16 protein-coding genes are annotated in these 14,068 nt (G+C 58.2%); 11 read left to right on the forward strand and 5 right to left on the reverse strand.

All coding sequences use genetic code 11. The features are described from left to right. The first annotated feature begins 44 nt into the window (after nucleotides 1–44). Genes fabZ through ACR1XY_RS06040 form a run of 5 tightly spaced genes read left to right on the forward strand, consistent with a single transcriptional unit; the run spans nucleotide 45 to nucleotide 3,837 of the window. Entirely contained in the window at nucleotides 45–518 is a 474-nt protein-coding gene (gene fabZ / locus ACR1XY_RS06020; RefSeq protein ID WP_170398715.1) for a 3-hydroxyacyl-ACP dehydratase FabZ, read from the forward strand. Continuing rightward, nucleotides 515–1,300, forward strand: coding sequence for an acyl-ACP--UDP-N-acetylglucosamine O-acyltransferase (gene lpxA, locus ACR1XY_RS06025; protein ID WP_480590899.1), 786 nt, complete (start codon nucleotides 515–517; stop codon nucleotides 1,298–1,300). The genes fabZ and lpxA overlap by 4 nt, the downstream gene beginning before the upstream one ends. 4 nt (nucleotides 1,301–1,304) lie before the next feature. After that, the gene (locus tag ACR1XY_RS06030; RefSeq protein WP_480590901.1) at nucleotides 1,305–2,099 is read left to right on the forward strand and encodes an LpxI family protein; all 795 of its coding nucleotides are present in this window, start codon (nucleotides 1,305–1,307) and stop codon (nucleotides 2,097–2,099) included. Next, a complete protein-coding gene (gene lpxB, locus ACR1XY_RS06035; RefSeq protein WP_480590903.1) occupies nucleotides 2,099–3,256 on the forward strand; it encodes a lipid-A-disaccharide synthase in 1,158 nt (385 codons plus the stop codon). Before ACR1XY_RS06030 ends, lpxB begins: the two co-directional genes overlap by 1 nt. Continuing rightward, nucleotides 3,256–3,837 (forward strand): cadmium resistance transporter, encoded by a 582-nt coding sequence (locus ACR1XY_RS06040; protein WP_480591091.1) that lies wholly within the window; start codon nucleotides 3,256–3,258, stop codon nucleotides 3,835–3,837. The genes lpxB and ACR1XY_RS06040 overlap by 1 nt, the downstream gene beginning before the upstream one ends. Here the strand turns inward: ACR1XY_RS06040 and mnmA are convergent. Then, nucleotides 3,834–4,979 carry a tRNA 2-thiouridine(34) synthase MnmA gene (gene mnmA / locus ACR1XY_RS06045; RefSeq protein ID WP_480590905.1) on the reverse strand — a complete coding sequence of 382 codons (1,146 nt, stop codon included), beginning with the start codon at nucleotides 4,977–4,979 and terminating at the stop codon, nucleotides 3,834–3,836. The two genes, ACR1XY_RS06040 and mnmA, sit on opposite strands and share 4 nt — an antisense overlap. Before the next feature lie 129 nt (nucleotides 4,980–5,108). On the opposite strand from mnmA, the gene sciP reads away from it, so the two are divergent. From sciP to ACR1XY_RS06070, 5 genes are all read left to right on the forward strand, one after another. Then, the gene (gene sciP, locus ACR1XY_RS06050) at nucleotides 5,109–5,402 is read left to right on the forward strand and encodes a CtrA inhibitor SciP (RefSeq protein ID WP_480590907.1); all 294 of its coding nucleotides are present in this window, start codon (nucleotides 5,109–5,111) and stop codon (nucleotides 5,400–5,402) included. 83 nt (nucleotides 5,403–5,485) lie between these two features. Next, a complete protein-coding gene (gene ctrA, locus ACR1XY_RS06055) occupies nucleotides 5,486–6,202 on the forward strand; it encodes a response regulator transcription factor CtrA (protein WP_480590909.1) in 717 nt (238 codons plus the stop codon). Nucleotides 6,203–6,321: 119 nt separating this feature from the next. Continuing rightward, nucleotides 6,322–8,448 (forward strand): NAD-dependent DNA ligase LigA, encoded by a 2,127-nt coding sequence (ligA, locus tag ACR1XY_RS06060; RefSeq protein ID WP_480590910.1) that lies wholly within the window; start codon nucleotides 6,322–6,324, stop codon nucleotides 8,446–8,448. Then, complete coding sequence (recG, locus tag ACR1XY_RS06065) at nucleotides 8,445–10,535, forward strand: ATP-dependent DNA helicase RecG (protein WP_480590912.1); 2,091 nt, start codon at nucleotides 8,445–8,447, stop codon at nucleotides 10,533–10,535. The genes ligA and recG overlap by 4 nt, the downstream gene beginning before the upstream one ends. Before the next feature lie 112 nt (nucleotides 10,536–10,647). Further along, on the forward strand, nucleotides 10,648–10,770 hold the full coding sequence (locus ACR1XY_RS06070; RefSeq protein ID WP_480590914.1) for a hypothetical protein: 123 nt from the start codon (nucleotides 10,648–10,650) through the stop codon (nucleotides 10,768–10,770). 185 nt (nucleotides 10,771–10,955) lie between these two features. Here the strand turns inward: ACR1XY_RS06070 and ACR1XY_RS06075 are convergent, their stop codons facing one another. Continuing rightward, entirely contained in the window at nucleotides 10,956–11,594 is a 639-nt protein-coding gene (locus ACR1XY_RS06075; protein ID WP_480590916.1) for a MarC family protein, read from the reverse strand. A 59-nt stretch (nucleotides 11,595–11,653) separates the two neighbouring features. Next, entirely contained in the window at nucleotides 11,654–12,106 is a 453-nt protein-coding gene (locus tag ACR1XY_RS06080) for an iron-sulfur cluster assembly scaffold protein (RefSeq protein WP_480590918.1), read from the reverse strand. Nucleotides 12,107–12,154: 48 nt separating this feature from the next. Here ACR1XY_RS06080 and hisI point away from each other — a divergent pair, with 48 nt between their 5' ends. Further along, nucleotides 12,155–12,544: a phosphoribosyl-AMP cyclohydrolase gene (gene hisI / locus ACR1XY_RS06085; RefSeq protein ID WP_480590920.1), complete on the forward strand. Its 390-nt coding sequence runs from the start codon at nucleotides 12,155–12,157 to the stop codon at nucleotides 12,542–12,544. Nucleotides 12,545–12,549: 5 nt separating this feature from the next. Here the strand turns inward: hisI and gluQRS are convergent, their stop codons facing one another. Both gluQRS and ACR1XY_RS06095 read right to left on the reverse strand, forming a co-directional pair. Then, the gene (gene gluQRS / locus ACR1XY_RS06090; protein WP_480590922.1) at nucleotides 12,550–13,443 is read right to left on the reverse strand and encodes a tRNA glutamyl-Q(34) synthetase GluQRS; all 894 of its coding nucleotides are present in this window, start codon (nucleotides 13,441–13,443) and stop codon (nucleotides 12,550–12,552) included. Further along, nucleotides 13,440–14,054: a class I SAM-dependent DNA methyltransferase gene (locus tag ACR1XY_RS06095; protein WP_480590926.1), complete on the reverse strand. Its 615-nt coding sequence runs from the start codon at nucleotides 14,052–14,054 to the stop codon at nucleotides 13,440–13,442. The genes gluQRS and ACR1XY_RS06095 overlap by 4 nt, the downstream gene beginning before the upstream one ends. Between the last annotated feature and the right edge of the window lie 14 nt (nucleotides 14,055–14,068).

Raw genomic sequence — 14,068 nt, forward strand, 5'->3', positions numbered from 1 at the left:
GCTACCACGCCGCAAACAGAAATCCAGAACGGGACGACGACATTATGAGCACGGAAACCAAAAGCGCCGACATTCAGCTGATCCAACGGATCTTGCCGCATCGCTATCCGTTTCTGCTGGTCGACAAGGTGGTTGATATCTCGGGCTATCAGTCGGCCGTTGGCATCAAGAATGTCACCATGAACGAGCCGCATTTTCAGGGCCATTTCCCCGGCACTCCGATCATGCCGGGCGTGACCATTGTCGAGGCGATGGCGCAAACCGCAGGCGTGATGCTGGGCGTGGGTATGGATGTAATCGACAGCGAGCTGCTGATCTATTTCATGAATATCGACAAGTGTAAGTTCCGCCGCAAAGTGATCCCGGGTGACGTGCTTGAGATGCATGTTGAAACCGTGCGCGGCAAAAAAGGCGGCAAGATCTTCAAGTTCAGCGGCAAAGCTACCGTTGAAGGCGAGATCGCAGCAGAGGCCGAATTTTCGGCCTATGTCGATTGGGACATGGAAAAAACAACATGAGCGGTATCCACCCAAGCGCAATTATCGAAGACGGCGCTCAGATTGGTGAAGACTGCATCATCGGGCCGTTCTGCTATATCGGCGCGCAGGTCAAGCTGGGCGATCGGGTTGAGTTGAAGTCGCATGTTGTCGTAACCGGCGATACCTCGGTTGGCGATGAAACGGTGATCTTCAATTTCTCGGTGATCGGAGAGATTCCGCAAGACCTGAAATTCGGCGGTGAAGATACGCGGCTGGAGATCGGCAAGCGCAACCGTATCCGCGAGCATGTGACAGTGAATACCGGAACTGAAGGTGGCGGTGGAGTGACCCGGATCGGTGACGATTGTCTACTGATGGCCGGTGTCCATGTGGCGCATGACGTTCAGATCGGCAATCGGGTGATCATGGTCAACCATGCCGGCGCGGCGGGTCATTGTGTCATCGAAGATGACGTGATCGTCGGTGGCATCTCGGGTCTGCACCAATGGGTGCGCGTGGGTCGTGGTGCGATCATCGGCGCGCTGACCATGGTTGCCAATGATGTGATCCCCTACGGTCTGGTTCAGGCCCCTCGGGGTGAGTTGGACGGCCTGAACCTGGTGGGTCTCAAACGGCGCGGTGTTTCGCGCGAGGATATCGCGGCTCTGCGGGCTGCGTTCCGCGAATTGTCATCGGGTGAGGGGACGTTCATGGAGCGCGCTCATCGGGTGGGTGCCGACAACGAAAGCGAATACGTGCAACGGATCGTGGATTTCGTGACCGGAGAGTCTGATCGCTCTTTCCTGACACCGAGGAAGTAGACCGATGTTGGCCCTGATTGCTGGAACAGGCGCGCTGCCGGGCGAAGTGTTGAAACACCTGGCCGACCGCCCGGTGATCTGTGCGATGGAGGGGTTCACGCCCGACACCCTGACCGCGGACATCGTATTTCCGCTGGAACGGCTGGGCAGTTTTATCGCCGATCTGAAAGCGCGTGGCGTGACCGAGATTTGCCTGGCAGGCGCGGTGCGGCGTCCGGTGATTGATCCAACACGTATCGACGCGGCGACGATGCCCCTGGTCCCGGTGCTGCAACAGGCGCTCATGTCCGGGGATGACGGAGCCTTGCGTGCCGTAATCGGCATTTTCGAGGAATCCGGGTTGACCGTTCGCGCGGCCCATGAGATCGCGTCCGCATTGCTGCCGCAGCTTGGGTGCCTGACCGAGGCGCAACCATCGGAGGATGATCTGGCCGATGCGGACAGGGCTGCGGGTATCCTCCGGGCCATGGGTGCGGCGGATATCGGGCAGGCCTGTGCCGTGTCCAAAGGGCAGGCATTGGCGGTGGAAAGCATCTTTGGCACAGACTGGATGTTGCAGTCTTTGACCCAACGCCCGGATGCGGGGGGCGGGGTTCTGTTCAAAGCCCCGAAACCGGATCAGGATCGCCGCGCCGATTTGCCGACGATTGGTCCGGGTACAGTGTCCTCAGCCGTGGCCGCGGGATTGACCGGGATCGTCATCGAAAAGGGTGGCGTCATCGTTTTGCAGCAGGATCGCGTCCTCGACGAATGTAACCGCCTTGGCCTGTTTCTTTACGTGCGAGAGCGGGCCAGCTGATGCGGGTGTTCGTGGTCGCCGGTGAACCTTCGGGCGACCGATTGGGCAGTTCATTGATCGAGGGGCTTCGAACCCTCGTTCCCGAAGTTCAGTTCGATGGCGTTGGCGGCCCCTTGATGCAGGCGCAGGGTTTGGAAAGCCGTTTCCCGATGGCCGAGCTTTCGGTGATGGGCCTGGTCGAGGTTCTGCCCAAGTTCTTCCATCTCAAACGCCGGATTGCCGAAACTGCACAGGCGGTTCTGGACACGCAGCCGGATGTGCTGATCACCATCGACAGCCCTGACTTCTCGCTGCGCGTTGCCAAGATCGTCAAGGCGCAGAGCGATATCCGGACGGTGCATTACGTGGCCCCCAGTGTCTGGGCGTGGCGGCCGGGTCGGGCCGACAAGATGGCCAAGGTGATCGATCACGTTCTGGCGCTGCTGCCCTTCGAACCGCCCTATATGGAACGCGCGGGCATGGAATGTGATTTCGTTGGCCACCCGGTTGCTAGTGAACCGGTGGCGACCGAAGGCGATATCCGAGAGTTTCGCGCCGCCTATGATCTCGGCGCTGCGCCGATCCTTCTGGCGCTGCCGGGCTCGCGCGGGGGAGAAATTGATCGACTGGCCCCGGTCTTTGGCGAGGCGCTGCAGCAATACCTGCAAAACCGGTCGGACGTGCGGGTTGTAGTGCCCGCGGTGGCGCATATGGTCGATACCGTCGCACAGCACGTGCAAAGCTGGCCGGGCGATCCGGTGGTTGTAGATCCGCGCAACCTGCCCTCTGATCAGGCTGTCGCACAGAAGCGGGCCGCTTTCGCAGCGTCTGAACTGGCGTTGGCGGCTTCGGGCACTGTCTCGCTGGAACTGGCGGCGCAGGCCACGCCGATGGTGATTGCTTATAACCTCAACTGGCTCACAACCCTGATCGCCAGGCGCATGGTCAACCTCGACACGGTGACACTGGTCAATCTGGTGTCGGAGACCCGCACAGTTCCCGAATGCCTGCTGGATGACTGCCAGCCGGGCAGGATCGCTGACGCTCTTTCAAAGGTGACTGCAAACCCGAATGCGCAGCACGAGGCCATGGAGACAACGATGTTGCGGCTCGGACGCGGCGGCGAGGCGCCCGGACTGCGGGCGGCCAAAGCGGTTCTGTCCCGGATGAACGCGTGATGTTGGATTTTGCGCTTTTTGGGCTGTCGGCCTTCATGGCACAGATCCTGACAAATCTGGATAATCTGGCGGCGCTGCTGGCGCTGTCGTTGGTCTCAGGGGCAAAGCGGTCGATCTTCGGGTTCCTGATGGCGCAGGCGATTGTGATCGGTGCTGCGCTGTTGCTGGCTTTGGGGGTCGAGGATGTAGTACCGCACTGGGCGGGATATCTGGGGGTGATCCCGCTGAGCCTCGGCATTCTGGCATTGCTCCGGAGGAAAAGCGGGAAAGAAACCGAGACAAATCCCAATCTGGAAACCGGGGCATCGGTGATCATGGTCACGCTGCTGTTCATCAGCCTGTCGATGGACACATTCGCGGTACTGGCGCCTCTACTGGCCGACTCGGCCCCCAGCTTTCGGACTGCTGGCGTGATCGGCGCAGCGCTTGCTGCAGCCAGCTTGGCCACGGTCGCACTGTTTGGATCAAAAGCGCCGTTCATGAGCGGCGCTCTGGCCCGACGACTGGAGCGACTGGTACCTTACGTTATGATCTGCGCCGGACTTTACATCCTCAGTAATTCGTGGACCGACGCGGTTTAATAGCCGCGCCAGATCCAGCCGCCGCCAAAGATGCGGCTGCCTTCCGAAGCATAGAACACGCAGGCCTGGCCCGGTGAAACACCTTCTTCGGGCGTTAGCAGTTCGACTTCGGCCATGGTGTCGGACAGGGGGCGGATGATCGCCTCGCGCGGGGGACGGGTCGAGCGGACCTTGACCGACACATGCCATTCATCGCGTGAGGTGAAGGGCTCATCCCCCAACCAGTTGATCTCGCGCACCGGAATGGTGCGCGTAGCCAGCATCTCTTTCGGACCGACAACAACCTGCTGTTTGTCAACATCCAGCTTGACCACGTAGAGCGGCTCGCTCAGGCCGCCGATCCCCAGACCACGCCGCTGACCGATTGTGTAATGGATGACGCCGTTGTGTTGTGCCAGTACGCGGCCATCGGCATGCACGATCTCACCAGGCTCCGCAGCACCAGGGCGCAGTTTCTCGATCACACTGGCATAGTTGCCATCGGGCACAAAGCAGATGTCCTGACTATCGGGCTTGTCGGCCACAGCCAGCCCGTATTGCGCCGCCATCTCGCGGGTTGCGTCTTTCGAGGGCAGATGGCCCAGCGGAAAGCGCAGGAAGTCCAGCTGCTCGGGCGTGGTCGAAAACAGGAAGTAGGACTGATCCCGGTTTGCATCTTCGGCACTGTGCAACTCCGGACCATTCGGCCCCATCTTGCGCTGGATATAGTGACCGGTTGCCATGCAGTCGGCCTCAAGGTCCTTGGCCGTTTCCAGCAGGTCCTTGAACTTCACCCGTTCGTTGCAACGGATGCACGGCACTGGTGTTGCACCGGCCAGATAGCTGTCCGCAAACTCGTCAATCACCGCGTCCTTGAAGATGTTCTCGTAGTCCAGGACGTAATGGGGAAAGCCACGTTCCTCGGCCACGCGGCGCGCATCATGAATGTCGATCCCCGCGCAGCAGGCACCCTTTTTGGCCAGCGCTGCTCCGTGATCATAGAGCTGCAGCGTCACACCCACCACGTCATAGCCCTGATCGGCCAGATGGGCCGCCACAACGGAACTATCCACGCCGCCCGACATGGCAACAACCACCCGAGTTTCCGACGGGGGTTTGGCAAAGCCAAGCGAGTTCAGCGGTGTCTCGGTGTCGAGTGCCATGACGATTCCAGTGCGGGTTAAGAAAGACCGGCAGAATATAGGAAAATTCTACACACTCTCAAGGGGCGGTTTCACTCTGCATTAAGTAGGCTGGTGTCAGCTTTGTCGCAGCACGAAGAGGACCGAAAGATGTATTTGCACAAAGTAGAAGGACCAAGGTCGGTAACCCTGCCGGATGGAACGGTTTTATCGCGCGCCGACCTGCCGCCAGAAGATACGACCCGATGGGTGGCCTCGCGCAAGGCGATTGTCGTTCGGGCTGTGGTTTATGGGCTGATTACCCTGTCTGACGCCAAGAACCGATATGGGCTGAGTGATGAGGAGTTCAACTCGTGGGTTTCTGCGGTCGCGGACCACGGTACGGATGCTCTGAAAGTCACCGCGCTAAAAAAATATCGACAACCTATAGGCGAAAGTGAATAAATGATTCAACGGTAACGTCAGATTAACCATTTTTGAGCAGGCTCAATTTGAAATTGGTAAATTGACCCGAATTGGAGCAGTAAATGCGTATACTTCTTGTCGAGGATGATCCGACCACGTCGAAAAGCATCGAACTGATGCTGACGCACGCCAACCTCAACGTCTATGCAACGGACCTCGGCGAGGAAGGTATCGATCTGGCGAAGCTCTATGATTACGATCTGATCTTGCTGGATCTGAACCTGCCGGACATGAACGGACATGAAGTACTGCGCCAGTTGCGTATTGCGCGGGTGGAAACGCCAATCCTGATCCTGTCGGGCGCGGATGATACTGAAAGCAAGATCAAGGGTTTCGGTTTCGGCGCGGATGATTATATGACCAAGCCTTTCCATCGCGAGGAACTAGTGGCCCGTATTCACGCCATCATTCGGCGATCGAAAGGGCATTCCCAGTCCATTATCCAGACGGGACAAGTGGCTGTGAACCTGGATGCCAAAACGGTTGAAGTGGAGGGCAAGGCCGTTCATCTAACCGGCAAGGAATACCAGATGCTCGAGCTGTTGAGCCTGCGCAAGGGCACCACGCTGACCAAAGAAATGTTCCTCAACCACCTATACGGCGGCATGGATGAACCCGAGTTGAAGATTATCGACGTATTCATCTGCAAACTGCGCAAAAAGCTCAGCAACGCGACCGGTGGCGATAACTATATCGAAACCGTTTGGGGCAGGGGGTATGTCTTGCGCGATCCGCAAAGCAACGGCCTGGACGAAACTCGGATGGTCGTCGGCGCCTGATTTGAACACGGTCGCCTGTGGTCCGGGGCGACCTCCTTCACTCACTGAACAGCACGTCTGGACCTGACCATGACCTCGCCCTATCACTGAGGTCCAAGAATACGTGACAGGGCGAGGCCATGAGCAAATTGATTCCGGTATCTGATCTGACTGAGGACGCCGCGCGGGCGGAATTGGCGCAGCTTGCGGAACAGCTTGCGCGGGCGAATACACTGTATCACGCCAAAGACGCGCCAGAGATTTCCGATGCCGAATACGATGCGCTCAAACGCCGAAACGCCGAGATCGAGACGCGTTTTCCGCAGCTGAAACGGACCGACAGCCCTTCGGATCAGGTGGGTGCGCGACCGGCTGACGGGTTCTCCAAAGTTACCCACGCCGTGCGCATGATGTCGCTGGGCAATGCGTTTGACGACGAAGACGTTCAGGATTTTGACCGCTCAATCCGAAAGTACCTGGGACTGGCAGTAACACAGCCTTTGCCCTTCACTGCCGAGCCTAAGATTGACGGTTTGTCACTGTCATTACGCTATGAGAACGGGCAACTGGTTCAGGCCGCCACCCGCGGGGATGGAGAGGTCGGAGAAAACGTCACCGCCAATGCCCGGACGATTTCTGACATTCCGCAAACCATAGCTGATGCACCAGAAGTGCTTGAAGCGCGTGGTGAGGTCTATATGTCTCATGAAGACTTCGAAAAGCTGAACGCGCGGCAAGAAGAGGCTGGTGAAAAGCCCTTTGCCAACCCGCGAAACGCAGCTGCGGGTTCGCTGAGGCAATTGGATTCAGCGGTTACGCGCATGCGACCGCTACGGTTCTTTGCCTATGCGTGGGGCGAATTGTCTGAGCCATTGTCCGACACCCAAATGGGTGCGATTGATAGGTTGCGCGCTTTTGGGTTTTCTACCAACCCGCTGACCCGGCTTTGTGAAGACGTCGGGCAGATGTTGGCGCATTATCGGGATATTGAGGCTCAGCGGTCTACTCTCGGCTATGACATCGATGGTGTTGTTTACAAGGTGAACGATCTGTCGCTGCAGGCACGTCTTGGGTTTCGGTCCACGACGCCTCGCTGGGCGATCGCGCATAAGTTTCCCGCCGAGTTGGCCTGGACCCGGCTTGAAGCGATCGACATTCAGGTGGGCCGGACCGGTGCGCTCAGCCCGGTTGCCCGGCTGCATCCGGTGACTGTGGGCGGCGTAGTCGTATCGAATGCCACGCTACACAACGAGGATTATATCGCGGGTCGCGATGCCAAGGGCGGTACGATCCGTGACGGTAAGGACATCCGCGTCGGTGACTGGGTGCAGGTTTATCGTGCCGGTGACGTGATCCCGAAACTGGCCGATGTGGATATTTCAAAGCGCCCCGAAGGGGCTGAGCCTTTCGATTTTCCCACGACCTGTCCCGAATGCAACAGCGATGCTGTGCGCGAGGAAGGCGATGCTGTCCGGCGCTGTACCGGGGGTGTGATCTGTCCAGCGCAGGCTGTTGAAAAGCTGAAGCATTTTGTTTCGCGCAAGGCTTTCGATATCGAAGGCTTGGGGGCAAAGCAGATCGAGATGTTCTATGACGACCCTGACTTGCCGGTCAAAACACCGGTCGATATTTTCACCTTACAGGCGCGTGATGCTGCGAACCTGAACAAGTTGGCCAATCGCAAGGGATGGGGTGCGCAGAGCGCCAGCAACCTGTGGAGCGCGATTGATGAAAAGCGCAGTATACCGTTTGGACGGCTGCTGTTTGCTTTGGGCATCCGGCACATGGGTGAGGCCGCATCGAACCTGATCGCAACCCACTATGGCGCGTGGTCGGATTTTGAAACCGCCGTGACCGCCGCAGCAAGTTTCGAGGGGGCCGAATGGGAAGATTTGCTGAGTGTCGACGGTGTTGGTGAAGTCATGGCACGCGCCCTCGTGTCCGCCTTTGCGCAAGAGGCCGAACGCGCCAGCATCGATGCGCTTGTCGAACAACTGGACGTGCAGGAGGCCAAACGCCCGGACACCACCGGAAGTCCGGTCGCAGGCAAGACTGTTGTATTCACCGGTACGCTGGAAAAGATGACCCGTGCCGAAGCCAAGGCCCGCGCCGAGGCGTTAGGGGCCAAGGTTTCAGGCTCGGTCAGCAAAAAAACCGATATTCTGGTGGCGGGACCCGGGGCGGGGTCCAAGGCGAAAAAGGCTGCTGAGTTGGGGATTGAAACGCTGGATGAGGATGGCTGGCTGCAGCTGATCGGAACCTCATGAGCGGTCGACCTGAACAGTTATTCCCGCTGTTCGCGGGTTTGGAAACGCTGGACGGTGTAGGGCCGAAGACGGCTCAGGTTTTAACGCAGGCGGGTACGGAGTCGCCGCGGGACGTTTTGTTCAGCCTGCCTTACGCCGTTATCGACCGCAGACGCCGCGACACCATTCAGGGTGCCGACCTGCCCAGGACATTGACGGTTGAGGTGACGGTTGGGGTTCACCGACCGCCGCGCAACAAGGGGGGTGCGTATCGGGTGCATGTCGAGGACAGTCAGGCCGATTTTCAGCTGGTGTTCTTCCATGCACGCGGAGACTATCTTAAGCGGGTCTTGCCTGAGGGATCACGGCGTGTGATTTCGGGCAAGCTGGAACTGTTCGATGGCATGGCGCAGATGGTCCACCCGGATCACATGCTGCCACCAGAAGAGGCTCAGGACATTCCGGACTTTGAACCGGTGTATCATCTGACACAGGGGATCACGCAAAAAACGGCATACAAAGCTACGCGCAGCGCCTTGGCGCGTGCGCCGGAATTGGAGGAATGGATAGACCCGGCTCTTGTAACGAAACAAGATTGGCCGGGCTGGTCGGTGTCCATTTTGGCTGCGCATAACCCACAGGGGGCGGATGATGTTGCGGCTCATGCACCCGCACGGGAGCGACTGGCTTATGATGAACTCTTTGCGCACCAACTGACGCTGGCGCTGGCGCGTCAACGTGAGCGGAAAGTCCGGGGCATTGTCAGCGTCGGAACAGGAACGTTGCAGGCGAAGGTCCTGGCCAGCCTTCCTTACAAGCCTACCGGTGCGCAATTACGGGCGATTGATGAAATCGCTGCCGACATGGGCGCGGACGCGCGGATGAACCGGTTGTTGCAGGGGGACGTGGGCGCGGGAAAAACTCTGGTGGCGTTCATGGCGCTGCTTGTTGCAGTCGAAGCAGGCGGACAGGGTGTCATGATGGCCCCGACCGAGATTCTGGCCCGGCAGCACCTGGAAGGCCTGAGGCCTTTGGCCGAGGAGGCCGGAGTTGTTCTGGACATTCTCACCGGTCGCGACAAGGGCGCTGAAAGACGCGCCAAACTGGCGGCATTGAAGAACGGCGATATTCACATTCTGGTCGGCACCCATGCCGTCTTTCAAAGCGATGTGGAATTCAGGGCGCTCCGCCTTGCCATCGTTGATGAACAGCACCGGTTTGGTGTCCGGCAGCGGATGGAGTTGTCGGAAAAAGGGAAGGGCGCGGATGTCTTGGTGATGACGGCCACGCCGATCCCGCGCAGTCTGGCGCTGGCACAATACGGCGATATGGATGTCTCGGTGCTGGATGAAAAACCGCCCGGGCGAAAGCCTATCAAAACGGCCATTGTCAGCACCGAACGTATGGATGAGGTCGTGTCCCATCTGCGCCGCGCCATTGCCGAAGGGCGCCAGTGCTATTGGGTCTGTCCGCTGGTCGATGAATCCGAGGTGTCAGATCTGACGGCTGCTGAGGAACGGTTTAAACGCTTGCGCGCGATTCTGGGCGAAGGAACGGTCGGTCTTGTGCACGGCCAGATGCCCTCGGCCGACAAAGATGCGGCAATGAAAGCGTTTCAGGAGGGGCAAACCAAGGTCTTGGTCGCCACGACCGTGATCGAGGTCGGGGTCAACGTTCCCAATGCCTCAATCATGGTGATCGAACGGGCCGAGATTTTCGGGCTGGCGCAACTGCACCAGCTCCGTGGTCGAGTAGGGCGTGGCGAGGCGGATTCCACCTGTCTGCTGATGTATCAACCGCCGCTCAGCGAAGGTGGGCGGAAACGACTTGAGGTTCTGCGCGAAACCGAAGACGGGTTCATAATCTCGGAAACCGACCTGCAAATGCGCGGTGCGGGTGATCTGATCGGCACGGCGCAGTCCGGTCTGCCGAAATTCCGGATCGCGGACCTTGAACGTCAGGCCGGATTGATGGCCGTCGCCCAAACGGACGCCCGTGCGCTGCTTTCAGCTGACCCGCAACTGAACTCGGACCGAGGCCAGGCGGCGCGCGTTCTTTTGTGGCTGATGAAACAGGATCAGGCAATACGTTTGATTTCAGTGGGTTAGGAATTTTGTTCTTGTAAGTTCACAAATGTTCTCAAAAAGTTCTTTACCGACTCACCGAAATATGAGAACAAAAGGTCAACAAAGGATTAAAGCTTTGACCGGAGGTGAGACCATGCTGAACCAGATCAAGACCGCCCTGAGCCGCTCGCAGTCGACGATTTTGCAAGATGCTGCGGGCGCCGTATCTTTGGTGGTGATGCTGATGGTTGCCCTTCACCTTCCCGGAACGTTCTGACCCTTTCTGCCTGCGATCTCGTGCCGATCATACCGCTCTGTCATACCCATTTCAGTCAAGGGTGACCTGCCTGTCCCATTTCCCTTGAGGGGCCTGCCTCGGCCCCGCGCGGCTATCCGGACCCCACGCGAGACACGCACAACCTGCCGCCGCCCTTTCCGCCCGGAAGGTGCGGCGGTTTTTTCTTATAGTTCGCCCGTTTTGATGATCTCAATCATCGCCGACAGCACGGAATTGACCGCGACCGAAGCCAGGATCATCCCCATGACACGGCTGATGATGGCAGCACCCGAATATCGAATAAGGCGGATGATCGGGTCCGCCAGCAGCATCAGAACAAAGGCGATCAGCACCACAGACAACATCACCAAGGCCGTAATGCCCTGATCTGCGGCACTGTACCGATTGTTGTCGGTCAGGATGACAATGGCCAACATCGCCCCAGGTGAGGCAAGGGAGGGAACTGCCAGAGGAAATATAGCCGGATTGGGGCGTTGCGACGGCCTTTCGAGTTCTTCTTCGGCCTCGTGTTGTTCCACGACCTGTTTGCTTTCGCCAAAAATCATCGTCAGCGCGAAAAGAAAGAGAATGATGCCGCCCGCAACCTGAAAAGAATTCAGACCGATATCCAGTGCTTCGATAAGCAATTGTCCGAAAACAAGGAAGAACAACAGCACCCCAGCGCTGACCAGAGCAGCAAGAAGTGCCGTTTTGCGACGGGCGGATGCGGTCAGAGTTGCCGTGACCGCGATGAAGACGGGGATTGTTCCGATGGGGTCGATAACAACCCACAGGGTAACGAAATGCTCAAGCAAATTGTTCAAACCAGACACTCCCCAAAAGTTCGGCTGAGGTTAGACAGGTTTGCCTCAGAAAGCCACGTTCAGGCGCAATTGGCCTGTTCGGCCTGCTCCATGGCTTCGGCCGTGGCCTCAAGTGCAAGCAGGATCGAGGCATGACGGTTCTTATAATCACGCGCAGGAATCAGAACTTCGAGCCCGTCAAAAGGGGCGTCGGGTGCCGTCCCGTCTTTTTTCAGCATGGCCGACAATTGATCACGCGCGGTTTCCACCTGCGCCCGTGTTGCGCCGATAATGGCACCGCCGACAACTGCAGCCGAGGCCTGACCCAGCGCGCAGGCTTTCACATCCTGCCCGTAATCTGAGACCTTTCCGTCCTGCATCTTCACATCCACGGTCACAGTCGACCCGCAAAGGGGCGAGCGCTTTTTCACGGTGGCATCAGGGTTGTCGAGACGGTCCAGATGCGGAATATCCGCGGCCAGCGCCAGAATGCGGCCGGAATAGAGCTTTATCAGATCGTTCTCGCCGGACATGGCTTTCCCTCGTTGTCTGTTCCCCATACATAGTGAGCATCCACCGGGATGCAAAAGGTTTTTCTCATGTCCTCTACTGTAACATTTGACCCGACCAAACTGAAATATGACGAGTCCGGTCTGATCCCTGCCATCGCTCAGGATGAAGGCTCGGGCGAGGTATTGATGATGGCCTGGATGAACGCCCAAGCTGTTGAGAAAACGCTGGAAACCGGGCGCGTCACCTATTGGTCGCGGTCCCGCCAGTCGTTCTGGATTAAAGGTGAAACTTCGGGCCATGTGCAGCAGCTGGTAGATTTCCGCTTTGATTGTGACCGCGATTGCTTGCTGGTTCTGGTGCGTCAAACCGGTGCCGCGTGCCACACCAACCGCCGCTCGTGTTTCTACACTGCCGTTCGTGAAGGGGCCGAGGTTGAGTTGATGTCACCGATCAAGTGACCTGGTTACAGCCCGACCATTGCCCGGATATCTGCTGGTGAGGCGCCCTCGGCCCGGTATTTCGAGATTGCCCGCGCATCATCACGTTTTGCCAGACGCTTACCTGCGTCGTCCCGGATCAACCGGTGATGGAGGTAGCGCGGTGTCGGCAATCCAAGCAGGGCCTGCAATACAACATGAATACGTGTCGCCTCAAACAGGTCCCGACCGCGTATGACATCGGTGATGCCCTGCGCGGCGTCATCCAATACCACGGACAGATGGTAGGACGTGCCCATATCGCGCCGGGACAATACGACATCGCCGATGGTTTCTGTCAGTTCTTCCAGCGTAAAACCAATGGGCCCGGTTTCGCCGTCCGGCCCCATGCCGGTTTCCTGAAATGATCCAACTATTGCGCCTGTATTCCCCGAACTCAGAAGCAACCTGCCAGCCGCAGCCATGTGTAGACGTAACGGAACATCCTTGGGTCGCGGGCTGTCCGTTGCGGTATTTTTCCATTTTTCTCGGCACGTACCAGGGTAGATGATCCCGTCCGGCCCATGCAAAGGCGCGCCTTCCTGCGGCGCGCTGGCGGCGGCTACGATATCTTTGCGGTTGCAAGTGCACGGGTAGAGCAACCCGCGCGCCCACAGATCGTCCAACACCTTGTCGTACGAGGCCATACGATCAGATTGCCGCATTACTGGTTTAGGCCACTGAAGGCCCAGCCATTGCAAGTCGTCAAAGATCTGATCTTCCCAATGGAGCCGCGACCGCGAACGGTCGATATCCTCGATCCTCAGCAGGAACTGTCCGTTCTCAGCCATTGCAAGATCATGAGCCAGTAATGCCGAATAGGCATGGCCCAAATGCAGGGGGCCAGTAGGAGATGGCGCAAATCGGGTTTTAAAAATCACGCTTTTTCAACAACATATACGTCAGATTTCAAGTCCATGCCGGGCAGATGGGGACCATATTCCCGGAACAGAAGTCGCGCGGCCCCCATATCCAGCCAGTCATTCAGCCGAACAGTATAGGACTTATCCGCAAGCGTATGATCGTTAAAGGAAAAAGCCAGCAGACCATTTCTGGGCAGGGCGCGCATCAGCATATCAAACACCTCGGGCGGTGCTGTGCCAACACTGATGACGCCAATGGCGGCAATCGCCTTGTAGGCACCTTCCTCCAATGGGTTTGGGTCCGAGATCTCGAAAGAGGAAAGCTTGCGGTAGATTCCCTTGGCCTCGGCTCCTTCCAGCATTTTGGGGGTTGGGTCCATCCCGTCAATCACCTGAAAACCGGCGGCGTGCAGGGCTTCACCCGACAGGCCGGTGCCACATCCATAGTCCAATACAGGTGTTTGAGGTTCGGGCATCTTGGACCAGAGCGCCTCGGCCACGCGTCCGGGGGTCGCGTAGCCGTGTGCACCGACTTCGGCATCATAGGAGGAAGCCCATTTCTGGTAATGAGCCCGCGATGCCTCGGGCGTATCTAAACCGTAGCTTTCTTTGATTTTATTGTCGCTCATATACCGATGTTAGG

It is taken from the genome of Ruegeria sp. AD11(2025) (assembly GCF_056542405.1).

Bases quoted from the DNA above. Each gene is read 5' to 3' on its own strand.
- lpxB (WP_480590903.1), top strand. From the start codon at position 2,099: ATGCGGGTGTTCGTGGTCGCCGGTGAACCTTCGGGCGACCGATTGGGC.
- ACR1XY_RS06030 (WP_480590901.1), top strand. From the start codon at position 1,305: ATGTTGGCCCTGATTGCTGGAACAGGCGCGCTGCCGGGCGAAGTGTTG.
- ACR1XY_RS06040 (WP_480591091.1), top strand. From the start codon at position 3,256: ATGTTGGATTTTGCGCTTTTTGGGCTGTCGGCCTTCATGGCACAGATC.
- ligA (WP_480590910.1), top strand. From the start codon at position 6,322: ATGAGCAAATTGATTCCGGTATCTGATCTGACTGAGGACGCCGCGCGG.
- sciP (WP_480590907.1), top strand. From the start codon at position 5,109: ATGTATTTGCACAAAGTAGAAGGACCAAGGTCGGTAACCCTGCCGGAT.
- recG (WP_480590912.1), top strand. From the start codon at position 8,445: ATGAGCGGTCGACCTGAACAGTTATTCCCGCTGTTCGCGGGTTTGGAA.
- ACR1XY_RS06070 (WP_480590914.1), top strand. From the start codon at position 10,648: ATGCTGAACCAGATCAAGACCGCCCTGAGCCGCTCGCAGTCGACGATT.
- ACR1XY_RS06080 (WP_480590918.1), bottom strand. From the start codon at position 12,106: ATGTCCGGCGAGAACGATCTGATAAAGCTCTATTCCGGCCGCATTCTG.
- fabZ (WP_170398715.1), top strand. From the start codon at position 45: ATGAGCACGGAAACCAAAAGCGCCGACATTCAGCTGATCCAACGGATC.
- mnmA (WP_480590905.1), bottom strand. From the start codon at position 4,979: ATGGCACTCGACACCGAGACACCGCTGAACTCGCTTGGCTTTGCCAAA.
- ACR1XY_RS06095 (WP_480590926.1), bottom strand. From the start codon at position 14,054: ATGAGCGACAATAAAATCAAAGAAAGCTACGGTTTAGATACGCCCGAG.
- hisI (WP_480590920.1), top strand. From the start codon at position 12,155: ATGCAAAAGGTTTTTCTCATGTCCTCTACTGTAACATTTGACCCGACC.
- ctrA (WP_480590909.1), top strand. From the start codon at position 5,486: ATGCGTATACTTCTTGTCGAGGATGATCCGACCACGTCGAAAAGCATC.
- lpxA (WP_480590899.1), top strand. From the start codon at position 515: ATGAGCGGTATCCACCCAAGCGCAATTATCGAAGACGGCGCTCAGATT.